22 protein-coding genes, 1 tRNA gene and 1 pseudogene are annotated in these 23,861 nt (G+C 70.7%); 13 read left to right on the top strand and 11 right to left on the bottom strand.

All coding sequences use genetic code 11. The features are described from left to right. The 8 genes from HTZ82_RS14515 to HTZ82_RS14480 all read right to left on the bottom strand — a co-directional run. Positions 1-645: histidine phosphatase family protein (locus tag HTZ82_RS14515; RefSeq protein WP_254711857.1), on the bottom strand; the 645-nt coding region annotated here is incomplete at its 3' end. Then, positions 638-1,399: an SDR family NAD(P)-dependent oxidoreductase gene (locus tag HTZ82_RS14510; protein ID WP_175409782.1), complete on the bottom strand. Its 762-nt coding sequence runs from the start codon at positions 1,397-1,399 to the stop codon at positions 638-640. The genes HTZ82_RS14515 and HTZ82_RS14510, both read right to left, overlap by 8 nt. Continuing rightward, the gene (locus HTZ82_RS14505; RefSeq protein ID WP_175409781.1) at positions 1,384-2,520 is read right to left on the bottom strand and encodes a hypothetical protein; all 1,137 of its coding nucleotides are present in this window, start codon (positions 2,518-2,520) and stop codon (positions 1,384-1,386) included. Before HTZ82_RS14505 ends, HTZ82_RS14510 begins: the two co-directional genes overlap by 16 nt. Beyond that, positions 2,517-3,674 carry a glycosyltransferase family 9 protein gene (locus HTZ82_RS14500; protein WP_175409780.1) on the bottom strand — a complete coding sequence of 386 codons (1,158 nt, stop codon included), beginning with the start codon at positions 3,672-3,674 and terminating at the stop codon, positions 2,517-2,519. Before HTZ82_RS14500 ends, HTZ82_RS14505 begins: the two co-directional genes overlap by 4 nt. Next, positions 3,671-4,246 carry a phosphoribosyltransferase gene (locus HTZ82_RS14495; RefSeq protein WP_175409779.1) on the bottom strand — a complete coding sequence of 192 codons (576 nt, stop codon included), beginning with the start codon at positions 4,244-4,246 and terminating at the stop codon, positions 3,671-3,673. Before HTZ82_RS14495 ends, HTZ82_RS14500 begins: the two co-directional genes overlap by 4 nt. 47 nt (positions 4,247-4,293) lie before the next feature. Beyond that, positions 4,294-6,093, bottom strand: a complete 1,800-nt coding sequence (locus HTZ82_RS14490) for a DUF4254 domain-containing protein (RefSeq protein WP_175409778.1) — start codon at positions 6,091-6,093, stop codon at positions 4,294-4,296. After that, the gene (locus HTZ82_RS14485; RefSeq protein ID WP_175409777.1) at positions 6,090-6,737 is read right to left on the bottom strand and encodes a hypothetical protein; all 648 of its coding nucleotides are present in this window, start codon (positions 6,735-6,737) and stop codon (positions 6,090-6,092) included. The genes HTZ82_RS14490 and HTZ82_RS14485 overlap by 4 nt, the downstream gene beginning before the upstream one ends. Before the next feature lie 3 nt (positions 6,738-6,740). Beyond that, positions 6,741-7,208, bottom strand: a complete 468-nt coding sequence (locus HTZ82_RS14480) for an NUDIX domain-containing protein (protein ID WP_175409776.1) — start codon at positions 7,206-7,208, stop codon at positions 6,741-6,743. A gap of 432 nt (positions 7,209-7,640) precedes the next feature. Here HTZ82_RS14480 and HTZ82_RS14475 point away from each other — a divergent pair, with 432 nt between their 5' ends. From HTZ82_RS14475 to HTZ82_RS14455, 5 genes and pseudogenes are all read left to right on the top strand, one after another. Beyond that, complete coding sequence (locus HTZ82_RS14475; protein WP_254711856.1) at positions 7,641-7,988, top strand: hypothetical protein; 348 nt, start codon at positions 7,641-7,643, stop codon at positions 7,986-7,988. A 23-nt stretch (positions 7,989-8,011) separates the two neighbouring features. Continuing rightward, positions 8,012-8,581 (top strand): isochorismatase family cysteine hydrolase, encoded by a 570-nt coding sequence (locus HTZ82_RS14470; protein WP_175409775.1) that lies wholly within the window; start codon positions 8,012-8,014, stop codon positions 8,579-8,581. A gap of 4 nt (positions 8,582-8,585) precedes the next feature. Further along, positions 8,586-9,500: an FAD-dependent oxidoreductase gene (locus HTZ82_RS14465; protein ID WP_175409774.1), complete on the top strand. Its 915-nt coding sequence runs from the start codon at positions 8,586-8,588 to the stop codon at positions 9,498-9,500. 82 nt (positions 9,501-9,582) lie between these two features. Continuing rightward, positions 9,583-9,903: pseudogene (locus tag HTZ82_RS14460) on the top strand (flavoprotein); the annotation flags it as partial. Between the two features lie 483 nt (positions 9,904-10,386). Beyond that, positions 10,387-12,315, top strand: a complete 1,929-nt coding sequence (locus HTZ82_RS14455; RefSeq protein ID WP_175409772.1) for an ATP-dependent endonuclease — start codon at positions 10,387-10,389, stop codon at positions 12,313-12,315. Between the two features lie 64 nt (positions 12,316-12,379). On the opposite strand, the gene HTZ82_RS14450 is transcribed toward HTZ82_RS14455, so the two are convergent. Then, positions 12,380-12,604 carry a hypothetical protein gene (locus HTZ82_RS14450; RefSeq protein ID WP_175409771.1) on the bottom strand — a complete coding sequence of 75 codons (225 nt, stop codon included), beginning with the start codon at positions 12,602-12,604 and terminating at the stop codon, positions 12,380-12,382. 47 nt (positions 12,605-12,651) lie between these two features. Continuing rightward, positions 12,652-13,509, bottom strand: coding sequence for a hypothetical protein (locus HTZ82_RS14445; RefSeq protein ID WP_175409770.1), 858 nt, complete (start codon positions 13,507-13,509; stop codon positions 12,652-12,654). 660 nt (positions 13,510-14,169) lie between these two features. Here HTZ82_RS14445 and HTZ82_RS14440 point away from each other — a divergent pair. Then, complete coding sequence (locus HTZ82_RS14440; protein WP_217624151.1) at positions 14,170-14,799, top strand: DUF317 domain-containing protein; 630 nt, start codon at positions 14,170-14,172, stop codon at positions 14,797-14,799. Positions 14,800-14,985: 186 nt separating this feature from the next. Here HTZ82_RS14440 and HTZ82_RS14435 read toward each other — a convergent pair. Next, a tRNA-Arg gene (locus HTZ82_RS14435) sits at positions 14,986-15,058 on the bottom strand. A 317-nt stretch (positions 15,059-15,375) separates the two neighbouring features. On the opposite strand from HTZ82_RS14435, the gene HTZ82_RS14430 reads away from it, so the two are divergent. The 7 genes from HTZ82_RS14430 to HTZ82_RS14400 all read left to right on the top strand — a co-directional run. Then, positions 15,376-16,968 (top strand): dynamin family protein, encoded by a 1,593-nt coding sequence (locus tag HTZ82_RS14430; RefSeq protein WP_175409811.1) that lies wholly within the window; start codon positions 15,376-15,378, stop codon positions 16,966-16,968. A 15-nt stretch (positions 16,969-16,983) separates the two neighbouring features. Then, on the top strand, positions 16,984-18,732 hold the full coding sequence (locus HTZ82_RS14425) for a GTPase (protein ID WP_375540820.1): 1,749 nt from the start codon (positions 16,984-16,986) through the stop codon (positions 18,730-18,732). Positions 18,733-18,859: 127 nt separating this feature from the next. Further along, positions 18,860-19,324 carry a single-stranded DNA-binding protein gene (locus tag HTZ82_RS14420; RefSeq protein WP_175409809.1) on the top strand — a complete coding sequence of 155 codons (465 nt, stop codon included), beginning with the start codon at positions 18,860-18,862 and terminating at the stop codon, positions 19,322-19,324. A 254-nt stretch (positions 19,325-19,578) separates the two neighbouring features. Next, on the top strand, positions 19,579-21,045 hold the full coding sequence (locus HTZ82_RS14415) for a Cys-Gln thioester bond-forming surface protein (RefSeq protein ID WP_175409769.1): 1,467 nt from the start codon (positions 19,579-19,581) through the stop codon (positions 21,043-21,045). Positions 21,046-21,277: 232 nt separating this feature from the next. Then, a complete protein-coding gene (gene ettA / locus HTZ82_RS14410) occupies positions 21,278-22,942 on the top strand; it encodes an energy-dependent translational throttle protein EttA (protein ID WP_175409768.1) in 1,665 nt (554 codons plus the stop codon). 14 nt (positions 22,943-22,956) lie between these two features. Continuing rightward, complete coding sequence (locus HTZ82_RS14405) at positions 22,957-23,391, top strand: thioesterase family protein (protein WP_175409767.1); 435 nt, start codon at positions 22,957-22,959, stop codon at positions 23,389-23,391. Next, on the top strand, positions 23,388-23,861 hold a 474-nt coding region (locus HTZ82_RS14400; protein WP_175409766.1), incomplete at its 3' end, for a hypothetical protein. The genes HTZ82_RS14405 and HTZ82_RS14400, both read left to right, overlap by 4 nt.

Raw genomic sequence — 23,861 nt, 5'->3', positions numbered from 1 at the left:
GGTAGGCCCGCATTGTAGGGATGCGGTGTTCACTGCAGGTGACCGCGGCACCCGGCGGCCGAAGCAGCTCGTGGAACGCCGCGCCCTATTTGCTGATGAATGGTCGGCGTTCGGCGAACTGCCAGGGGGTTCTCGCGGCGGCGGTGAAGGCGGCGGCCGGGCCTTCGGAAGGTGGGTGAGGACGCCCAGGAGGAGGGTGTGGGAGACGGCCAGGAGCGGGCCGTGGCGTTGGGCGGTGTGGTGGAGGAAGGCGGCGCAGTGGCGGGCACGGGTGTGGAGGTCTGTGAGGCTTTCGCCGTCTTCGCAGCGTAGGGAGGGGTTGGCGAGTCGGCGGGCACGCCAGGCGCGGTAGGCGGGCGGGTAGGTTTCGGCGGTGCGGCCGAGGACGATGCTCGGGGCTCGCCATTCGGCGAGGAGGCCGGAGGGGGCCACGATCGGCAGGCCCGTGAGGTGCGAGACGAGGGTGGCGGTTTGGCGGGCGCGGGGGATCGGGCTGGTGACAATCGCGGTGATGCCCTCGGGGAGGGGGAGGGAGCGGCGTACCTGGTCACGGCCCTCCTGCGTGAGGGTGGCCTCGTGTGGGGCGTGGTAGCCGGGGCGGTGGCCTTCGTAGGCGCCGTGGCGCATGAGCCAGATGTCAGCCAAGGATCCAGCCTCCGTCGACGCGCAGGGTCTGTCCGGTGATGAAGCCGGCGTCGTCGGTGGCGAGGAAGGCGACGGCTGCGGCGACGTCGTCTGGGCGGCCCCGGCGCTGGACGCACTGGCGGGTGAGCTGCCGGGCGGTCATGGCCTCGGGGTCGTCGACGACGGTGTCCTCGGCAGGGACGCGGATGGAGCCCGGGGCGACGCAGTTCGCGGTGACGCCTGCGGGGCCGAGTTCGCGGGCGAGGGCGCGGGTGAGTCCTTCGAGGCCGGCCTTAGCGCTGATGTAGCCGGCGAGGTCATGGCGGCCCGCCGTGGCGAGGACGGAACCGGTCGTGATGATCCGGCCCCAGCCGACGGCCGTCATGGAGGGGGTGAGCTCGTGGGCGAGGAGGTAGTGGCTGGTCAGGTTGGTGGTCAGTGCCTCGTCCCAGCGGGCCGGCGTCGTCTCCGTCCACGGGTAGCGGGGGTAGGCGCCGGCGTTGCTGATCAGGATGTCGACCGGGCCGACCTGGTCGTGGGCCTGGCGGCAGAGGGCACGCACGGCCTCGGCATTGCGGACGTCGGCTGCCAGGGAGATCGCGGTGCCGCCACTGTCGGCGATGTGGGTGGCGAGGTCCGCTGCGGCCTGGTCGTCGTCGAGGTGCGCGAGGGCGACGGTGGCGCCGTCGGCGGCGAGGCGGCGGGCGATGGCCGAGCCGAGGCCGCCGGTGGCTCCGGTGACCAGGGCGGTGCGGCCGTTCAGGGGGCCGGGCATGGCGACTCCAGCGGGCAGAAGTAGGTGGTCGGGTCGAAGGCGGGGCTCCTGGCTTCGGCGAGCCGGGCGAGGAGGACGAGCCGGTCCTCAGAGGTTAGGTCGGCCAGGTTGTAGACGCCGAGGATGCGCATGGCGAGGTAGGGGCGGAGCAGGTTCGCCAGGTCCTCGCCGGGCCAGAGACGGTCCGAGACTGGTCGTACGAGCTGGTTCCAGTACGCGGTCACGGCGGCTCGCCGGGGTGCCGAGAGGCGCGGGGTGTAGTCGATGTGGATGGTGCTGGTGGTGTGGTCGACTGCCGCTCGTCGGATCTCGGGGGTGTTGGCCGGGACGTGGGTGAAGGTGGCGGGGTGATCGGCGAAGGCGGTCGGGTTGTACGTGGGGACGAGCCAGCCGCCGAGGGCGGAGGCGTACCAGAGAAAGTTGGCGATCTCGCCGGGGATGCTGTTCATCCCGGCGGTGTCGTAGTCGAACCAGGCGAGCGGGTGAGCGAGGTTGACGTCGGTGGGGTCGCCCTGGGTGAGGGCCGCCCAGACTGGCTTGGCCGTGGCGAAGTGGGCTCGGAGCCAGCGGAGGGAGGCGGCCCAGTCCAGGTGGTGTCGGCAACCGTTGATGTTCAGGGTGTAGGTGCCGAGGCGGGAGACCAGGATGTCGATGAGGCCGTCGGCGATCAGGAAGTCCTTGCCGGCGTAGTACGCGTTGAGGCGGCCGCCGGGCGCCGCGCGGTCCCAGTACAGCTTGCGGACGACGTGCGCCGGCTCGGCCGGCCATGCCGTCATGAGGATGACCTCGCGGTACGCCGCCGTGAGCTGGTCCATGTAGCTGCGGAGATCGCTGCTCGGTTCTTCCGCGTTGAGGAGGTCGAGCAGGAGTCCCTGGTCGGTGCCGCCGGGGAGGCGTTCGTACGCGAGCAGGTGCCCGCCCGGCACGCGCAGGTGGGCGTGAAGGGCAGGGACGCGGTAGTGCCGGGACAGGCGGGCGTGGCCGCGGATCTCCTCGCGGGCCTCGGCCGGGTCGCGGGTGTACTTCACGAGCAGCGGGCGGCCGAGGAGGTCGACGGGGCGGAGCAGGTTGCGGGTGAAGCGCCGTACCGGACCCAGTCGGAGGAGAGGCTGGAAGGTCATGGTCTCACCCCGTTGAGTAGTTCCAGGCCGACCTGGGCCAGCGCGGCGGGCGGGAAGGCGTCCATGTGGATGTTCGTGTCCGGGGCGATGGCGTCGCGGACGGGACAGAGGTCGCCTTGATGCATGCGGTCGGACAGGGCGGTGGCGACGGCGTGGTGGTGCGGCAGGCCGGTGCGCCATTTGCTGTGGCTGTGGCGGGAGTACAGGCCGATGACGGGCGGGGAGCTTCCGTCCCGGCGGCGGGCCATCGCGGCGAGGTGGGTGAGGCCGGTGTCGTTGCCGACGATGAGGTGGCAGTGCGGGAAGAGGTCGGCGAGGCCGTCGGTCGGCATGCCGTCGATGCGGAGGGCCTGTACGTGGCGCCGGGGAGCTTCTGCGGCGATGCGGAGGCCGTCGCCCGGGTTGCCGCCGATGAGCAGCAGCCGGGCCTGGGCCTGCTGGGCCTCCGCGATGTGCTCGGCGAGTTCGATGTAGCGCTGGGCGGTGTAGTCCTTGCGGTCCGGCCAGCTGGTGGCGGTGATGGCGGCGACGGTCAGGCCGCCCAGCCAGCCCACCGAGCGCAGTTCCTCCACGAGGTTGTTCGGACCGGTCGCGAGGGTGGGAGCGAAGGGTGCCGTGTCGGGCAGGCGGATGCCGAGGCGGCGCTCCACCGCCAGGTAGTGGCGGGCGGGCAGGTCCGGGTGGGCGCGGCCGTCGCTCGACCAGCACGGTGGGGCCGCCGGGTCGAGTACCAGGCTCACCACTGCTTTCGAGCCGTGTGCCTCGATGCCCGTGCGGTCGCCGATCACGGCCCGCCAGCCGCTGGGCGGGGTGGGCTGGGGCTTGGTGATCAGCCCGGTGCGGGCGATCAGCCCCGCGTACGGACCCACCGCCCGGACGGCCACGCGAACCGACCGCAGCCGGAGCCAGTCGAGGACCGCGCGGACTCCCGAAAGCGCGAGGAGGGTGTCGCCGAGCTTCCCCTCGAAGGCCACCACGACCTCGCCGCACCCGCTCAGGCGGTGGACGAGCTCGGCGGAGGCGGCCAGCGGGAGCGGTGCGCCGATGGGAATGCTGTCGCGGTCGTACCCGAGCGGGGTGGTGTGCACGGCCCCGGCGGGGATGACCAGGGAGCCGTGGTGGAACCGGACCCCCGCCGGGGCGACCACGGTCACGCCGCGCCTTCGATCGTGGTGAGGGAGACGAGCGGCAGGCCGAGGTCGGTGAGCAGGTCGCGGGCTCGGCGGGTGGTGTCCTCGACCAGGCAAGCCGCCGCCAGCGGGACGGCGCCGGCCTCGCGGAGGCGGCGGGTGAGGTCGGCCAGCGTCCGGCCGGTGGTGATCTCGTCGTCCACGATGACGATCCGCTGACCGGGGGCGATGCCGTACGCGAATACGTCGGTGCGCATCGAGTGGGGCTCGCTGAAGCGCACCGCGCCGTCGAGGGGGAGGTGCAGCTTCCAGGCGATCTTGTACGGGAGGTGGGCGGCGCCAGCGAGGGAGACGGTCGGCAGGACGCCGCCGGCGTCCAGGCCGAGGAGGAAGTCCACGGAGCCGAGCCCGTCCGGCACCTGCTCCTGGAGCAGACGCCAGAGGTCGGCTCCGGTGTGGGCGAGGGTGTCGGGGTGGACCGGGTCCTCCAGGCCGTCCAGGGAGTGGATGACGCGCTCGCGGCGGCTCGTGGCTCCGACGCTGAGGCGTTCGACGATCCGGGCGGAGAAGGACGGCACGGCGATGGGGTCGGGCATGGCGAAGCTCCTGTCGGATAGAGAAGAAGGAAGGAGGGGGAGGCTGGTCAGGCGGCGAGTTGGGCGGCGTACCAGGCGAGGAGCTGGTCGACCGCCGTCGTGACGGGCTTGAGCACGAGCTCGGCGTCGCTGTCACGCCAGGCACGGGCGATCTCGGCCAGGGAGGGCACCGCGAGGGCGGGAAGGCCCGGCATGCGGGAGGCCGCGGCGAGGATCCGGTCGGGGCCGGACTCCCACTGGTTGTGTTCGCGCAGGAGGAGGCGGCAGGCGAGCACGAGGTGCTTGTAGAGCTGCCGCAGAGCCGTCGGTCCTGCATGGGCGCGCAGTCGGCGCATGGTCAGGATGACCTGGGGGAGTTCCCGGACGGCGGCGAACGCCAGATCGTCCCGGCTGATCGTCGGAAGTTTGAGGTCGGGTGCGGCGTGGAGGACGGGGCTGCCCTGCTGGAGCTGGTGGAGGACGAACGCGAGGCGCGGGGTGAGGCGCCGGGCGGTCAGTTCGCCGGGGGTGACGAGGGTGGGGCCGAGGGAGGCCGCACCGCCCAGGGCGGTCCCGTACTGCTCCAGGGCCTCGTGCACCTGGCCGATGGTCTCGTGCTCGGCGATCATGAGGAGGTCCAGGTCGGACCAGCCGGCGATCCAACTGCCCTCGCCGGGGCTGCCGGTCAGGGCGGCGAGCCTTACGCCGGGGCCGTAGGCCCGTACCGCGTCGGTGAAGTCGGCCGTCGCCGAGGCGATGGCGGCCGGCAGTCCCAGCCCGTACGGGGTGGCCACGCGCAGCGCCGTGGCGGCGGGCGGGGCGGCGATGTGCCGGAGGCGGGCGCGGAGGGCGGCGATGCTGCCGGTGTTGTCGATGACGTGGTCGGCGAGTGCGGCGACCTGGTGGGCGCCACGGCTCATCTTGATCTCGTCCTTCGCGGCGACGGCCTGGGCCGGCGTCCCGGACCGCTCGACGCGTACGGCGAAGGAGGCGTCCAGGTAGACGATCTGGAGGGTGTCGCCCATGAGCTGCTTGAGCTCGGCGATCGAGGCGTCGTCGTGGACGGACTCGATGGTGAACAGCCGCGTGTCGACGTGGGCGTCCGCGAAGCGGTTCAGCTCGCCGAGCAGCAGTTCTGCCTGCCGACGGGCCGAGAGCGCGTACGGGTCCGCGAGGCCCTCCCGGTGAGCCGCCTGCCGCAGCAGGAAGCCGATCTTGAGGCGCTGGGCACCGCACGTGCGCTGGACGAACTCGGCGCTGATGCTCTTGCCGCACTCGCTCAGCCCACCGAAGGCGAGGACCCGGTGCAGGTGCCGACTCGGCTTGATCTCCGCGGGGGCGGCGTCGTCCCGGCCGTACAGCTTGAACCGGGCCGGTACGGGAAGCCGGCGGCGGCCGGCGACGACGTCGGAGACCAGCGCGTCGAGGGCGGCGCACAGCTCCTCCCGCTGGCCATGGAGGGCGGGGACGCGCCGGCGGGCCAGCTCGTCCAGGGCCGCCGCGCGCTCGCTGTGCCAGATCCGCAGCGTCAGTACCGACAGACGGTCGACGACGGAGGCGAGCGTCTCGGTGTGCAACGGCGCGTCGGCGCGGCCCGCGTCCGCCAGCGAGCCGAGGACCTCGTCGGCCCGCTCGGCCAGCGCGTTGCGTTCGGCGTTGAGCTGGTCGATCTCCCGCTTGCAGTCCGCGACCTGGGTGGCGGAGAGCAGAGCGCCGCTCACCCGGTCCTCGGCGTCCCACAGGCGTTCGTTGACGGTGTGGAGCCGGGTGACGGTGTCGTCAAGGCGGTGCAGGTCCTTGTCCTGGAGCGTGGCTATGGCGCGGGCGAGGCCGGGCGGCAGGACCAGGGGCGGGGAGTTCTGGGTCATCGGGGACTCCCATCAGTGAGGGGGCTGAGGCCAAGGCGATCGACTACGTCGCTGTGTACGTCGTCCAGGGAGCGGTCCTCGCAGTCCACGACCGCGGTGTACGCGCCGTGCTCTGCCTGGTGGAGCAGGACCGCGTGCAGCGTCTTCTGGTAGGCCGGGTAGATCCCGGTCCACGGGCGGCCCTCGCGGGCGCTGGTGATGGCGTAGCTGCGCTCGGCATCGAGGGACGGGAGCAGGAGAATCGAGACCTCCGGTGCTGTGGCTCGCGAACCGGCGATGCCCGTCACGGTTTTGAACGCCTCGCCGACCGTCAGCCCGTCCTTGACCACGCAGGTCGCGGTGGCCACGGCGAGGAGCATGGACAGGCCCCGGTCGAGCAGCCCTGTACGCCCGGCCTCGCGGGCGGCGGCCCGCTTGGCGTGCCCGGCGAGCAGCATCTCGGTCAGCTCGACCGTCGTGGACGTCTCGAACCACCACCGGGCGTAGTCGCCGGCCGCCGCCCGCGCCCACGGCTCGGGGTCGTGCTCGTGGACCGCGCCCAGCGGCTGGAAGCCGTCCCACCGCTCGGCCAGCCGTACCAGGTGGGTCGTCTTGCCCACGTTGTCAGGACCGTTGAGGCTGACGAAGTCCGGGACCTGCGCCATCGCTCACGCCTCGCGGATCGGGGTGTCGAGGACGGAGACGATCGCGTCCGTGTTCGCGGCGATGAACTCGGCGAGCTCCGGCGGCATCAGGTTCAGCTCGCGGACGGCCTCGGCGGTGAAGGGCACCCGGACCACCTCGTACCCGCCCCGCTCCGGCTTGGAGAACTCCGTCCCCGTCCGTGCGGCCAGGTCCATCGACTCCAGGCGCGCGGCGAAGATGTGCTGGACGCCGACGCCGCCTTCCAGCTCGTCGGTGATCAGGTGGACGAGCTCGGCGCGCTCCAGCTTGCCGCCCAGCTCCTCGAACACCTCCCGGTGCAGGGCCGCCTCGATGGTCGCGTCGTCCGCCTCGATCCCTCCGCCGACGGACACCCAGTACGGCTCCCTGCCCGGCTTGGTGCGCTTGATGAGGACGAGCTCGTCGCCGTCGAGGAGGATGGCGCGGGCGTTGCGCTTGACGATGTCGGTCATGCCGTTTGCTCCTTCTGGTGGTGGTACAGGAGAGAACGGGCGGAGGGCCGCCTGGTGGCGGAGGGCACCTCCCCGGCTCGGTGGACCCAGCATGGTGGAGACCAATGGCGGGGGGTGACGTACGGGTGCTGCAGCAATGCCGCACCACTGCTGAACAAGGCTGGCTACGCTGGGCGTTTCGGCGTTCCACCGGGTGACGGACAGGGGGTACGACGGTGGTCACGGTGCAGCGATGGTCCGGCCGGGAAGCCCGGCTGTTACGCGACGCCCTGCGCATGAGCCTGCGGGACTTCGCCGCCTACCTCGGCGTCAGCGACCGGACGGTTTCGAACTGGGAGGGCGGTGGAGCGAGTTACCAACCCCGTGCCGAATCTCAGGCCGTCCTCGACACCGCCCTCGATCGCGGGGTAGCCGTCTTCCACGTCCTTCGGCGTGCGGGGAGTCTCCACCGCCTACGCCGGCTGGTCCGGCGTCGCGTACGCCTCCCACTCCCGCGAGCGCAGCCTCACCATCGACGAGCTGGTCACCTGCGAGCTGACCGTCCAGGCCCTCTGGTGCTTCACTCGCCAGATCCAGCAGATGATCGAGGACGGCCAGGACCCCTCCATGCCCGAGCAGTACGGCTGGCGCTTCCTGCGCGCCGCCTACTCCCGGCTCACCACCGCCCGAGCCCAGGAGACCGCGCAGCACGTCCTGATGCGGGAGGCCATCATGAACACCAGCGGGCTGGCCGAACGGCTGCGCGCCGCACAGGACGCTCTACGCGAGAGCGTCGGGTGAGAACACGGGGCAGGAGACAGCGGATGGACATCGGCAGCGCCGCGCTGGTCGTGATCGACATGCAGAACGGCTTCGTGAACCACCACAGCCGCCACGCCGTTCCCGCAGTCTTCGACCTGGTCGCCCAGTGGTTCGCCGCGGGGCGACCCGTGATCTTCACCCGGTACTTCAACTATCCGGACAGCCCCTATGAGCGCTTCTTCCAGTGGCGTCGGCTCCAGGAACCACCCGAGACCGAGATCGTTCCCGAGCTCGCAGAAGCAGCCACCCACGCACACGCGGTCGTCGACAAAACCGGCTACACGCTCCTCACCTCAGAGGCTGCCGAAATGATCCGCCAGGCAGGCTGGACCGACCTCGTCTTCTGCGGAATCGCCACCGAGAGCTGTGTCCTGAAGTCAGCGGCCGACGCCTTCGAGCACGGCTACGCGCCCTGGGTCGTCACCGACGCCTGCGCCAGCGATGCCGGCCCGGACGTCCACGACGCCGGCCTCGTCGTCGCCCGCCGCCTGATCGGAACCGGCCAGCTCGTCACCACCGACCACGTGATCGGCCAACTCACTGCGTACGCCGGGGCCTCGGTGCTGGAATAGCCCTATGGCCGACACGCTGTACGACACCGACCTGATCATCATCGGCGGCGGCCCGGCCGGCTGCGCCGCCGCCCGCATGGCAGCCAGCGTCGGCATGCGCACGATCCTGGTCGAGCCGGACCGGCTGTGCCGCAACCTCTACCGGATCCCGGCCCTGAACAACGTCCTCGGCGGCTACACCAGCGGCCCCGAGCTTGCCGACGCCATCGTCGCGGAGCTGAAGAGCACGGAGCTGTGCCACCTCGAACTCGGCAGACACGTCACCGAGCTCCGCGCCGAGGACGATCAGGTGACCGCCACGGTGGACACTGGCACGCGCCTCAACGCCCCGTACGCCGTCGTCGCCACCGGCGTCGGCCCCCTCCAGCCCCGCGACGTCGCCTGGATCACCGCCCCCGACGGCCCGACCCTGCCCCCACTCTGGCAGGCCGACGCGGACGACGCCGACGGCCGGGCCCTCCTCGTCCTCGGCGGCGACCGCCCGATCGGCACCTTCCTCCGTGCCAACCCGACCACCGACACCCGCTTGCTCGTGGCGTACCCGGCGGCGGACGAATACAAGATCGAGGAGATCCGCGAAGACCCCCGAGTCACTCTTTTCCCCGTTGAGCACCTGACGCTGGGTGCCGCAGAAGCTCCATCGGTGTCAGCGGAAGCGATGGGCAGGAACGGCGCACGGCAGACGATCACGGCGGATGCCGCATACCTCAGCATCGGGAACGCCCCGGCCGCCCCACCCGGTGACCTGACCCGTGGTCCGGACGGATACTGCCCGCCTGCCGATCAACACCCCCGCGTCATCGTGGCCGGCGACCTCCGCTCCGCCCGCTTCCAACGGATCATGACCGCCATCGGCTCCGGCAGCGAGGCCGCACTACACGCCTACTACGCGGCCTGGGACGTGTTCGCAAAGGGCTGAGACCGCGTCGGCTCCGCGGGGAGTCCGGACGGTGGAAGGCCAGCACCGCCGACATCCTGGCCGCCGACGAGGGAGACAGATGATGAGCGATCAGTCGAGGAAGCCCTTCCTGCACGTCGTCGTCTGCGCCGCCAGCATCGCGGACGACGTCCACAAGCTGATCACCGCCGCGCAGGAGCGGGGCTGGGGCGTCGGCGTCATAGCCACACCACAGGGCCTCGGCTTCCTCGACACCGAGGCGATCGAGGCCCAGACGGGCTCCCCTATCCGCTCGGCGTGGCGCAGCCCCGGCGACCCGCGCCCCCTCCCGCCCGCTGACGCCATTGCCACCGCGCCGGCCATGTTCAACACGATCAACAAGTGGGCCGCCGGCATCGCCGACACCCTCGCGCTGGGCATGCTGACTCCCCGCAGGCGTCGGCTCCCCGGGTCCCGGGGCTGCCTCCGGTGCGCGGCGTTGTGGCTGAGGTCGTGGAACTCCGAGCCGAAGCGCTGAAGGAGAACGACCGGCTCAAGGCCGACAACGAGGCACTCGTCGGCGCACTGCACCAGGTTGTGATGGAGAACCGCCAGCTCCGCCTTCAGCTGGCCGAGAGGCCCGACAACCTCCGGGGCCTCCCGACCCAACCACAGCCTGTATCAGGGTGAGGCCACAGGGAGACAAATCGAGCGGAGTTGTCAGAGGCGGGCGCTACCCTCAGATCTAGCTCAAAGAGGACCCCGGCGGCGTCGAGGTCGACGGGCACCGGGGTCTCTCCTGATTGGCATCTGGAACATACCTCGAACGCAACGCCGAAGGCACCCAGCGCCGCGCCGTTGTGACCACCGCCTCTCGACCTGGCACGCCGGGCCTCTCGCACACGCGAGGAAGGACCCACCAGGCAAGATGCACCTGATCAAGGCACACATCACCAACTACCGGTCCGTCGAATACTCCGACATATTCGACATCGAGGAAGACGTCACCTGCCTCGTCGGGAAGAACGAGTCGGGCAAGACGACCCTCCTCCAGGCGCTCTTCCGGCTCAACCCCGTGGAGGCCGCCACCTTCGACGAGGTGGTCGACTTCCCCGCCCGCAAGACCCGCGAGCGGAAGCAGATCCCGGCCGGCCAGAAGATCCCCGTGGTCCGGGCCACGTTCCGCTTCGACGACACGGAGATGAAGGCCATCACGGAGGAGCTCGGCCCCAAGGCCATGAAGAGCCCCGAGTTCGACGTCGTCATCGGCTACCGCGACAACACCAAGACCTTCACCTTCTCCCACGACGAGTCCGAGGTCGTCAACCACCTGCGCTCCGCCCTGGACCTTCCGGCCGCAGCCGCCAAGGCCCTCGAGAGTGCGAAGACCGTCGCGGACCTCCTCGATACCTTCGACGAACTGGACGAGCTTCCGTCCGACGCCACCGCGCTGGCCGACCGCATCCGCGGCTGGCGCAACGGCAGTCTCGGGTGTCACCTCATCGACCAGTACGCCAGCCCGTCGATGCCGAAGTTCGTCTACTTCGCGGACTACGACACGATGCCGGGCAAGGTCGCCCTGCCCGATCTGATCCGGCGGCGAGCGTCCAGAGACATCACGCGCGGTGAGCGGGCTCTGCTGAGCCTGCTGGACATGGCGGGAGTTTCGCCGGAGGAGTTCCAGGACTCCGACCAGCACGAACGGCTCATCCGGGAACTGGAGAACTCCGGCAACGTCATCTCGGACGAGGTCTTCGACTACTGGTCGCAGAACACCGAGCTGGAAGTGCAGCTGAAGGTCCTGGCCCCTGAGACCGGAGCCCTGCCGCCCTTCAACGAGGGACCGATCCTCCAGGTCCGCGTCTTCAACACCCGGCACCGCGCCTCGGTGCCGTTCGACGAGCGGTCCCGCGGCTTCGTGTGGTTCTTCTCCTTCCTCGCCTACTTCAACGAGCTGGAAGCGGCGGGCAGCACTGACCTGATTCTCCTCCTGGACGAGCCCGGCTTGTCCCTTCACGGCCGGGCCCAGGAGGACCTGCTCCGTCTCATCGACGAGCGCCTGGCCCCCAAGCACCAGGTCCTCTACACCACCCACTCCCCGTTCATGGTCGACCCCGACAACCTCCAGAGGGTCAGGACGGTCATGGATATGGAGCGCGGCGGAGCGAAGGTCTCCTCGGAGATCTTCAAGGCCGACGAAGACACCGCCTTCCCGCTCCTGACCGCGATGGGTGTCGAGATGACCCAGACGCTGTTTGTGGGCGAGCACACCCTGCTCCTCGAAGGCCCGAGCGACCTGATCTACCTCGATGTCCTCACCGACGTCGCCGAGGCAAACGGCTCCACCGGACTCGATCCTCGCTGGGTGAAGACCCCCATCGGTGGCTCCGGCAAGCTGTCCACCTTCGTGACCCTGCTGGGCGCGAACAAGCTGAACGTCGCCGTCCTTGTCGACTCCAGCACCAAGGACGTCGGGGCCGTCCAGCGCCTCCGGGACAACGACCAGCTCGCCAAGAACGGCCTCGTCGAGATCAGCGAGTTCACCGGCACGGGCGATGCAGATGTCGAGGACCTGTTCGACCGCGACTTCTACCTCGACCTCGTCAATCGTGCCTATGCGGACCAGCTCACCACCCCGATCGACGCCTCGGAACTCAACGCCAAGGACCCCCGCGTCGTCCGGCAGGTCGAGACGGTGTTCAAGAAGCGCAAGATTGCCACTCGGTTCAACCACTACAAGCCGGCGGCCGTTCTCCTCCGCGAACAGGCAGCGCTCGCCCCGCGCATCGACGCGGCAACGATCACGCGCGCCGACCAGCTGTTCACACGACTCAACTCCCTGCTCCCCAAGCGCTAGATGAACTGCGGGTAGGAGAAGAGCTGGCCTGGCCGGGGCGTCGTTGCGTACCGGCCAGGCCAGATCACTTACTCATCGATCTCGCTTCCCTCCCCGGTGGGATCGGAAGCGTTCTCCGAGGAGTCCGGCTCGCTGCCTGCGTCAGGTCCAGGGCTTTGGCACTCGCCGTCTCGGAGGGCTCGACATCGTGGTCCTTCTCGCGCTTGCTTCGGGGGTCGATGACCTGGACTCCGAGGGAGGCCAAGGCAACGACCAGCGAGGCCGCGGAAAGGTAGTTGTCGAAGGTCATGATCGGTCCTCTGGGTTTCAGAGAATGACCGACTCACCGCTACACGGTCAGGCGCTCGCCAACGCCTTCCAACGCTGCACACGGCGGCGGCCCATGTCGATGGAACGACGAGGGGCTACGCAGCCAGGCGCTCTCGGAACCCTGGGCTCCGCCAACACGAGCTCGCCAGGCGGGCGACACGGCCTTGGAGGAACCGCTACCTCCCCAACTCGCGAAGCATCGGGGCGTTCAGCCGCCTCCAGTCGGGCGTCGAGACGCTCAAGCAGCTCGTTCCATGCGGCGGGCTCCACATTCAGGATCGTCAACACCCGCAAGACCTGGAGCGCGGATGCAGCCTCAGCCAGGAAGGCATCCCGGGACCTTTCACCCCGGTGAAGGAGCTCAGGGTCCTTGAAGTCAGCGAGGTCCAGGAGCGCCACGGCTGTCATCGACCTCAAGTCATAAGGGTCGATGTCCTTGAGGGCGTTCACGACCCAGAGGGGGATCCGCGCCTTTCTGAGGACCCGTTGAGTCCGCGGTCCACGTCCGCATAGGGCATCTTGCCCGGCTTGGAGGTCATCGATCTGGCCAGCCAGGCTCCAGGCATGCTGCACGAACCGCATGACCTCGCCCGCCATCATGAGTTCGCGCTTCCGCGAGTGCTCAACCCAGGCCGCAGGGACGTCCATCAGTTCAAGCTGCCGAATCGCTTCCGCGAAGCGCTCACACACGCTGGCGAAGGGGGTCCCCGGGGCAAGCCGCGCGAGGCTCATCACAAGTTCAGCACGTTCTTCGCAGCTGGCGGTCACCAGCGGATGCTGCACCTGATCCAGGTCCACCGGACCAGCGAAATGGGCCAAGCGGTTCCGGGCATCCGTGATGGCTGCTGCCTCGGTTCGCGGAACAGCTGTCATCAGACGCTTCACCTGACTGACCGAAAAGGCCAGGGCAAGTGGCGCCGGAGATCTCAGCGTCTTCCCCCCAAGCGAACCCACGGAACCAGACTACAGGCGCACTCCGCAGAGCACCCGAACACACGCCCAAGACACAGAGGTCGGCCGCCAGTAGAACTCAACACGTTCAACTCGACAGGGAAGGCTCAGCGCCGAGCGTCAGGACGCCGTGGCTGGCCAGGCGCAGGGCCGCCACGTACGCGTCGATCACCTCGTCCGCCTCCGTCCCTTCCCATGCAGGAGAAGTTCCTCAGGGATGAGCGCGTAGCGGGCGAAGTCGGTGCTGTCGAGCCAGGTAGCCATACGGCGGATCATCGCACCTACTTCTGACAGCCGCCACGAGCGGCCGGGGTACCGGATCACACGGCTCGGTCACGACCGAGCCCCTCTGTCGTGCCAGTTCGCCGGAGGCAGACGAGGAAGAAGCCCAAAGGACTGGAGACGTTTCCGTGGCCATGTCAACGTGGACGACCCTCAGAACCTCAACCGCATGGAGGCGCCCTGTACCGGCAGCACCACGACGATTCCTCCCTCTCCGGCCCGATTTACTGGGTCACCCCTCGCCACCTGGCCGGCGACGACGAGGCTCTCGCCGACCAGGTGGGCGCGGCCCTCTCGTCCGTAGGCTGGCGAATGTGGCCGACCGCCTGCGACACCTTCCTCTACGCGAGCCCCAACGGGCTATGCGGCGCCGAGTGGACACGCGCTGCCTGCTCCTTCGAACTGGGAGACCTTCCGGTTGCCTGGCAGGTCTCGGCCCGGACCCGTCCGGATAGCGCCCTGGCAGAGTGGAACGCGTACTTCACTGCCAGCCTCCCCCATGAGGCGCTGACCGACTTCCTTCTCGCCCTCGACGCCCGCACAGAACCCGCGTTCTCCTTCGGCGGCCCCGAAGCCGTCGTGGCGGCGGTCTGCGCCCAGGGATGGGCTCGCGACATCGACCGTCCGCACACGGCCGCTCTCGCTCCCGGACTCTCGGCCGGCATCTCCTTGGAGGAGGTGCCTCCGCTCGTCCGCGACGCCGACCCGCGGCCCGGACGGTTCGGCTGGCAGGCGTGGGCAGAGCCCGTCGTCGGGGATCAATACTTGTGGTGTGCCAGCTTCAGCAGCAGCGTGCCGCATGACCTCGTCGCGATCTTCGCTTCCTCGCTCTCCTCGCCGCACCCGGTGCAGCGCTCCTGCTTGCCCGCCGGAGTCGAGGGACAACTGACGGTCGTCCGGCCCGGGGCTGACCGGCAGAGAAGAGCGCGTGGGGCAGAGTGAGGCGGGCAGCGGGCGGCCTGAAACTTCGGGCCGTTTTCGGGCCGAACGGCCGCCGGAGGCCGCCTCTGGCCGGTTTCAGCCGGACAGATCAAGCCCTCCGGAGCCCTTGCTCCGGCACGCTCGCCCCCGACTGAAACCGCCCCTGACCAGCAAAAAGACCCTCCCGAAGGAGGGCCGTACAAGGAGCGCCCCCGGCAGGACTCGAACCTGCGGCCAAGTGCTTAGAAGGCACCTGCTCTATCCACTGAGCTACGGGGGCCGGTGGTGGCCTTGTGGCCTCTGGAGCCCGGGGTGGGTGGTCCGTGACCTTGCCGGGGTCAAGGATAGGGCTCCGATCACCTTGGCCCGGTCGCTTCACCTGCGTGGCACGATGTGGAGGTTCGGTGAAGCGAACCCGATAATCGCAGGCAGGTGCGATTCCCGCAGCGCTTTTCGCGCCTCACGCCCCGGGTGTTGTGCACTCGTTATGCCTGCGTCCCACTCATCCCGTGTGTCCCCTGTGTCCGATCGGCGCGCAGGGAGGGTCATACGCTTCAAAAAGATGGTGAAATTGGGCATTCTTCACATGTGGTGACCTTGGACGTACGGCCTCAGCTCCTCGACGCACTCTCCGCCCTGCGCGACCGTGTCGCCGCTGTGCGTCTCCCGCTGCCCCTCCCAGGGGCGCCCAGGGCGCGCCAGACGCGGGCCGAGCTGCTCGCACAGCTCGACGACTATCTGGTGCCCCGCCTCAGGGACCCCGAAGCGCCGCTCCTCGCCGTCATCGGCGGATCGACCGGCGCCGGCAAGTCCACCCTCGTCAACTCCCTTGTGGGGCGCCGCGTCAGCGAGGCCGGCGTGCTCAGGCCCACCACCCGCGTCCCCGTCCTCGTCTGCCACCCCGACGACCGCCACTGGTTCGCGGACCCCCGCGTCCTGCCCCGGCTGCCGCGCCTCAGCGGCGTACGGCCCGGGGACCCCGACGGCGACGAGGAGCCCGGCGAAGGGCCCGCGCTGCGCATCGACACCGCCGAGACCGTGCCCCGCGGCCTCGCCCTCCTCGACGCCCCCGACATCGACTCGCTCGTCGTCGAGAGCCGCGAACTCGCCGCCCGCCTCATCTGCGCCGCCGACATCTGGGTGATGGTCACCACCGCCTCCCGGTACGCCGACGCCGTCCCCTGGCACCTGCTGCGCACCGCCAAGGAGTACGACGCCACCCTCGTCACCGTCCTCGACCGCGTCCCGCACCAGGTCATCACCGAGGTGTCCCGCCAGTACGAGGCCCTCCTCGTACGCGCCGGACTCGGCGACGTACCGCGCTTCACCATCCCCGAACTGCCCGAGTCCGCCGACGGCGGCACCGGCCTGCTCCCCGACACCGCCGTCGCCCCCCTGCGCACCTGGCTCGCACACCGCGCCCAGGACCCCGCCGCCCGCCAGCAGGCCGTGTTCCGCACCGCCGGCGGCGTCATCGACTCGCTCCGCGTCCGGCTGCCCGAGCTGGCAGGCGCCGTCGCCGCGCAGAACGCCGCCGCCGTACGGCTCACGGGCGCCGTCGAAGCCGCGTACGAACAGGAGCGCGAACGCGTACGGCGCGAGCTGCGGCGCGGCGCCGTGCTGTCCGGCGACGCCCGCACCCGCTGGCGCGCCCACCCCCGCGACTCCACGGCCACCGAGCTGCTCGACGCGCTCGCCGAGTCCCTCACCGCGCTCCTCCACTGCGCCGTCGCCGCCGCCGACGAGCGCGTCCAGGAGGCCTGGCGCCGCGAACCGTCCGCCGCGGCCCTGCGCCGCGCGACCCCCCGGCTCGACCGGGAGGCCGACGAACGCGTCGCCATGGCCGTACGCCGCTGGCGCCGCGTCCTGGAGGAGCTGGCCGAGGACGAGGTGCGGCGCACCGAACGCACCTCGCCGCCCGACCCCGAGACCGTCGCCGCGCTCCTCGCCACCGCCCTGCTCGGCGGCCGCCGAGTCCGCGGCGCCGGGGAACAGCTGGCCGAGCTGCTCGGCGCGCAGGGCACCGTACGCCTCCACGACCGGGCCGGCGAGCTGACCGGCACGGCCATCGACCGCGTCCTGCACGAGGAACGGGACCGGCGCCTCGCCCCGCTCGACGCACTCGGGGTGACCCCCGAACCGCAGGCCGCCCTGATCGCCGCGCTGTCCGTACTGCAGAAGGAGAGGTGACGGCCGGTGAGCGCCGTGGAACAGGGCTGGGACGACGGGCTGATCGCCCGCCGCGTCAACGACCGGGCCGTGTACGACGACTCCGAGCCGGACCCGATCACCGGGGACCGCGACCCGGCGGGGCCCTTGGGAGGCGACGGCGGCGGCGCGGACACCCCCATCGGCAGCGCCTACGGCGGCACCCTCCGTGAACGCCTCGACGCCCTGCGCGAGCTCATGGGCCTCTCCGCGACCCGGCTCGACACCGACACGCTCACCGAGGCCGGCCGCGTACTCGACGAGGCCGCCGCCCGACAGCGCCTGTCCTCCCGGCACACCGTCGTCGCCATCGCCGGCGCCACGGGAAGCGGGAAGTCAACTTTGATCAATGCGTTGGCAGGGGTCCCGATCTCCGAGACCGGACTGCGTCGCCCCACCAGCGGCGCACCCATTGCCTGCGCCTGGTCCGACGGCGCCGCCGGCCTCCTCGACCGGCTCGCCATCCCCGGCCGGCTGCGCCGCCGGCCCCTCGCGGGCGGCAGCGGCGACGAGGCGCTCCAGGGCCTCGTCCTCATCGACCTGCCCGACCACGACTCCGCCGTCACCGCGCACCGCCGCCAGGTCGACCGCGTCCTGTCGCTCGTCGACGCCGTCATCTGGGTCGTCGACCCCGAGAAGTACGCCGACGCCGCCCTCCACGAGCGCTACCTGCGGCCGCTCGCCGGACACGCCGAGGTCACCTTCGTCGTCCTCAACCAGATCGACCGCCTCCCCGGCGACGCCGCCCACCAGGTCCTCGACGACCTGCGCCGCCTCCTCGACGAGGACGGCATGGCACTCGGCGAGCACGGCGAACCCGGCGCCACCGTGCTCGCCGTGTCCGCCCTCACCGGTGAGGGCATGGTCGAGCTGCGCGAGATGCTCGGCGCGTTCGTCCAGGGCAGGGGCGCCGCCGCCCGCCGGATCGCCGCCGACGTCGACGCGGCCGCCGCCCGCCTGCGGTCCGTGTACGTCGGCCAGGGCCGCCCCGGCCTCGGCGAACGCTCCCAGGACGACTTCGGGGCCCGCCTCGCCGTCGCCGTCGGCGCCACCGCGGCGGGCGAGGCCGCCGAACGCGCGTGGCGGCGCAACGCCGGCCGCGCCTGCGGCACCCCGTGGCTGCGGCTGTGGCGCTGGTACGAGCGGATGCGCACCCCCGGCGCGGCAGAGCAGCAGGACCCGACGCCCGCCGAGGACGAGCCGACGGCACGTCAACGCGTCGAGCAGGCCGTCCGCATCGTCGCCGACGAGGCCGCCGACGGCCTGCCCGCCCCCTGGGCCCAGGCCGTACGCGAAGCAGCGGTACGAGGCTCCCGCGGGCTCCCCGAAGCCCTCGACGCCCTCGCGGTCGAGGCCCGCGAACCCACGTCCGGCAAACGGCCGCCACGGCCCGCGTGGTGGCCCGTCGCCGCGCTCCTCCAGATGTCCATGACCCTGCTTCAGATCGTCGGCGCCCTGTGGCTGGTGGGCCAGATCGTCGGCGTCCTGGACCCCGGCCTGCTGCCGCCGGCGCTCGTCATGCTCGCCGGGATCGTCGGCGGACCGCTCGTCGAATGGGCGTGCGCGGCCGCCGCCCGCGGGCCGGCCCGGCGGTACGGCCAGGACACCGAACGGCGGCTGCGCGAGGCCGCGGCGGCCTGCGGGCGGGCCATGGTCCTCGACCCCATCGCGGCCGAGCTGATGCGCTACAGGGAGGTGCGCCAGCAGTACGCGACGGTGTCCGGCCGCCGCGTCCGCAACGGGTGACGGAGTTTTCCACAACGCCCCGCTCCTCCACAGGCCCCAGCACGATCCGCGCGGCGCGTCCAGCATGGACGGCAGAAGAAAGCGCACGGGCGTGATCGACAAGATCGACCAGGAGGGGGCAGACGTCATGAACGACACCATGGTGACCGTCGTGGGGAACGTGGCGACGAGCGTGGAGTACAGGGAGACGGCCACGGGCGGAGTCGCCAAGTTCCGCTTCGCGGCCACGTCACGCCGCTGGGACCGCGAGCGCGCGACCTGGACCGACGGACCCACGAGTTTCTACTCGGTGAGCGCCTGGCGGTCCCTCGGCGCCAACCTCGCCGCCTCCGTCTCGGTCGGCGAACCCCTCGTCGTACACGGCAGGCTGAGGGTCCGCGAGGAGGGCGACTGGGAGGGCAAGCGCAGGACGTTCGTCGACATCGACGCGGTCGCCGTCGGCCACGACCTGTCCCGCGGGACGTCCGCCTTCCGCCGAGCCAACCGGCGCGCTGCCCCACCGGACACGGAGACCGCGCCGACAACGGCGGAGGAGGAGGCGGCGGCCGAGGCGAAGGAGGCGGCGGAGGAGAAAGAGCTCGTGACCTCATGACTCATGACCTCATGAAGCGGAACGCGCCGGGCACTTGGGAGCGTCCTGAGCGAAGAGCCGTGCGTCCGCGCCGGGTTCACGATAACGATTGAGATTCGGAATGGTTGAGCGAGAACATCAGGGGGGACTCTCGTAGGCCGTCTCTCTAGGATTCCCGGGTACTCACGGGGCACTTGAGTCATCAGGCGAGTCCCACCCCCCACGTGTCTCACGCCGTGTCTCACGCGAAGGGATCTCGCCCAGAGGGGAAATCTGTGTTTGCTTCGTTTTCTGTAGAGAGGCGGAAGCGGCTGGCCGGCCGTGTCGCCGCAGCGGTCCTGACCTCGGGCCTGATCGCCGGAGGTTCCATAGCGGGGGCGGCCGTGGCCGTGGCCGACGAAGGCCCCCAGCACCAGGGCGGCGCGTCGGCCACCCTCAACGGGCTCACCACGTACGACCGTGCGGTGATCCACGCGGACGGCAAGGACAAGCCGCTGCCCGCGGGGCTGTTCGAGATGGCCGTCGAGGGTGGAGGCACCCTCAAGACGTACTGCATCGACATCCACAACCCGACCAAGCCGAACGCCAAGTACCTCGAGACGCCCTGGGACCAGACGTCCCTCGGGCAGAACAAGGACGCCGGGAAGATCCGCTGGATCCTCCAGAACTCGTACCCGCAGGTCGACGACCTCGCGGGGCTCGCCGGCAAGGCCGGTGTCGACGGCGCCCTGACCAAGGAGACCGCGGCCGCGGGCACCCAGGTCGCCATCTGGCGGTACTCGGACGGCGTCGACGTCGAGGCGCTCGACCCGGCCGCCGAGCAGCTCGCCGACTGGCTGGAGGCGAAGGCGCAGAACCTCCAGGAGCCCAAGGCGTCGCTCAGCCTGGACCCGGCCGCCGTGTCCGGCCCCGCGGGCACCAGGCTCGGCCCGATCAAGGTCCACACCAACGCGGAACGCGCGTCCGTGAACCTCCCGGCCGAGTCCGCCGCCACCGGCGTCAAGGTCACCGACAAGGACGGCAAGCCGGTCACCGAGGCCACCGACGGCACCGAGCTGTACGTGGACGTCCCGGCCGGCGCCGCCGACGGCTCCGCCGCCTTCGGGGTGCAGGCCACGACGTCCGTGTCCGTCGGCCGCGCCTTCGCCAGCGTCAGCAAGAGCCAGACGCAGATCCTCGCGGGCTCCAGCGAGTCCACCGTCTCCGCCACGGCCACCGCCACCTGGGCGAAGAAGGGCGCCATCCCGGCGCTGTCCGCGAAGAAGAACTGCGCCAAGGGCGGCGTGGACCTCACCGCCACGAACGAGGGCGACGAGCCGTTCAGCTTCTCCCTCATGGGCTTCAGGTACGCCATCGGCGCCGGCGAGTCCAAGACCGTGACCATCCCCGTGGCCGAGGACCAGGCGTACGACTTCACCATCGAGCTGCCCGGCGGCGAGAAGAAGACGTTCAAGGGCGTCCTCGACTGCAAGACCACCAGCAGCACCACGCCGACCACCGGCGGCGGCAGCGGGGAGCCCGGCAACGAGCCGAGCCCCCAGACGGGCGGCACCACCTCGTCCGGCACCACCGGCACGGGCACGACCGGCGCCACCGGCTCGACCGGCGGCGGCGACCTCGCCGAGACCGGCGCCTCCAGCGCCACCCCGATGATCGCGGGCATCGCCGTCGCGTTCCTGCTCGTCGGCGGCGGGGCGGTCTTCTTCCTCCGCAAGAAGAAGGGCGCCACGGCAGGGCAGTGACCCCGCACCCGCGGTGACGCGGGAGTGACCCCGAACGGCGGCCCCGGAGTGCACACCCCCGCACCCGGGGCCGCCGCCTTCCCGGGGCCGCCCCTTCCCGGGAACCGCCCCTGCCCCACCGCCTCGCCAGGCGGTTTCCGCCCCGGGGTGGCGGTACGGCAAGATGGGGTGTATCTGCCCTGACGCGGCGGAGCCGCTGAAACGACCCCTACTGATTGCCGGACGGTTTCTCTTGGCTGAGTACATCTACACGATGCGCAAGACGCGCAAGGCGCACGGCGACAAGGTCATCCTCGATGACGTGACGCTGAGCTTCCTGCCCGGCGCGAAGATCGGTGTGGTCGGCCCGAACGGCGCCGGTAAGTCCACCGTGCTCAAGATCATGGCGGGCCTGGAGCAGCCCTCCAACGGCGACGCGTTCCTGTCGCCCGGCTACTCCGTCGGCATCCTCCTCCAGGAGCCGCCGCTCGACGAGACCAAGACCGTCCTGGAGAACGTCCAGGACGGCGTCGCCGAGATCAAGGGCAAGCTCGACCGGTTCAACGCGATCGCCGAGGAGATGGCGACCAACTACACCGACGAGCTGATGGAGGAGATGGGCAAGCTCCAGGAAGAGCTGGACCACGCCAACGCCTGGGACCTCGACGCCCAGCTCGAGCAGGCCATGGACGCCCTCGGCTGCCCGCCCGGCGACTGGCCGGTCACCAACCTCTCCGGTGGTGAGAAGCGCCGCGTCGCCCTCTGCAAGCTGCTCCTCGAGGCCCCCGACCTGCTCCTCCTCGACGAGCCCACCAACCACCTGGACGCCGAGTCCGTGCAGTGGCTGGAGCAGCACCTCGCCAAGTACGCCGGCACCGTCGTCGCCATCACCCACGACCGGTACTTCCTCGACAACGTCGCCGAGTGGATCCTGGAGCTCGACCGCGGCCGCGCCTACCCGTACGAGGGCAACTACTCCACGTACCTGGAGAGCAAGCAGGCCCGCCTCAAGGTCGAGGGCCAGAAGGACGCCAAGCGCGCCAAGCGGCTCAAGGAAGAGCTGGAGTGGGTCCGCTCCAACGCCAAGGGCCGCCAGGCCAAGTCCAAGGCCCGGCTCGCCCGCTACGAGGAGATGGCCGCCGAGGCCGAGAAGGCCAGGAAGCTGGACTTCGAGGAGATCCAGATCCCGCCGGGCCCGCGCCTGGGCAACGTCGTCGTCGAGATCGAGAACCTCAGCAAGGCCTTCGGCGAGAAGGTCCTCATCGACGACCTGTCCTTCACCCTCCCGCGCAACGGCATCGTCGGCGTCATCGGCCCGAACGGCGCCGGCAAGACCACGCTGTTCAAGATGATCCAGGGCCTGGAGGAGCCGGACTCCGGCGTCATCAAGGTCGGCGACACCGTCAAGATCAGCTACGTCGACCAGAGCCGCGCCAACATCGACCCCAAGAAGACCCTGTGGGCCGTGGTCTCCGACGAGCTCGACTACATCAACGTCGGCCAGGTCGAGATGCCGTCCCGCGCGTACGTCAGCGCCTTCGGCTTCAAGGGCCCGGACCAGCAGAAGCCCGCCGGTGTCCTCTCCGGCGGTGAGCGCAACCGCCTCAACCTGGCGCTCACCCTCAAGCAGGGCGGCAACCTGCTGCTCCTCGACGAGCCGACCAACGACCTCGACGTCGAGACGCTGTCCTCGCTGGAGAACGCGCTGCTGGAGTTCCCCGGCTGCGCCGTGGTCGTCTCCCACGACCGCTGGTTCCTCGACCGCGTCGCCACGCACATCCTGGCGTACGAGGGCGAGTCGAAGTGGTTCTGGTTCGAGGGCAACTTCGAGTCGTACGAGAAGAACAAGATCGAGCGGCTCGGCCCGGACGCGGCCCGTCCGCACCGTGCCACCTACAAGAAGCTCACCCGGGGCTGAGGCGGCGCTTCGAAGTGGCTCGACATATCTACCGCTGTCCGCTGCGCTGGTCGGACATGGACGCCTTCGGGCACGTCAACAACGTGGTCTTCCTCCGCTACCTGGAGGAGGCCCGGATCGACTTCATGTTCCGGCTGGCGCCGGGCGACGGCTCCCCGTCGTTCTCCGGCGGCTCCGTCGTGGCCCGCCACGAGATCGACTACCTGCGCCCGCTGGTCCACCGGCACGAGCCGGTGACCATCGAGTCGTGGGTCACCAAGATCGGCGCGGCGTCCCTGACGATCGCGTACGAGATCAAGGACCCCGAGCAGGTGTACGTACGGGCGTCGACCGTCGTCGTCCCCTACGACCTCCAGGAGCAGCGGCCGCGCCGTATCAGCGAGGAGGAGCGGATGTTCCTCCAGGACTACGTGGACGACGGGATGCGCTCGGGGGGCGCCGCCGCATGACGGCGCCCGCAGCCTCGCCGCTCCACTTCGCCGACGCCAGGGAGGCCGCGGGCATCGCCGCCTTCCTGGCCCGGCTGATCCACTACGACCGGGCCGCCGCCGTCCGCCTCCAGGCGGGCGCCGGCGCCCTGGCCGTCTTCGGGCGCCCGCCCTCGTTCGAGGTGCTGGCCATCCGTACCGCCGGCCTCCTCGACGAGTCGGCGCGCCTCGACGTCACCGTCTCGGCCGGCGACCTCCTGGAGGGCATCGAGGAGTCCGAGGGCAAGGCCGTCGTGCCGTCGCCCGTCACGGGGCCGCCCTGGACCGGCGTCCTCCCGCCGCGCGGCGGCTGGCACGAGGTCCCCGGCCTGCCCGGCGCCGACGACCTGCGCGCGGCCGTCGCCGCCGCCGTCGCGGAGTTCCGGCGGCGCGCCGACGACCTCCCCGCCGAGCGCCGCACCCGCGCCGAACGCGACCGGATCGGCCGCGAG

Source organism: Streptomyces sp. TRM64462 (genome assembly GCF_013362995.1).
Lineage (GTDB): Bacteria > Actinomycetota > Actinomycetes > Streptomycetales > Streptomycetaceae > Streptomyces.
Note: the sequence above shows the minus strand (reverse complement) of the source record. Positions and strands in the feature narration are given on the sequence as shown.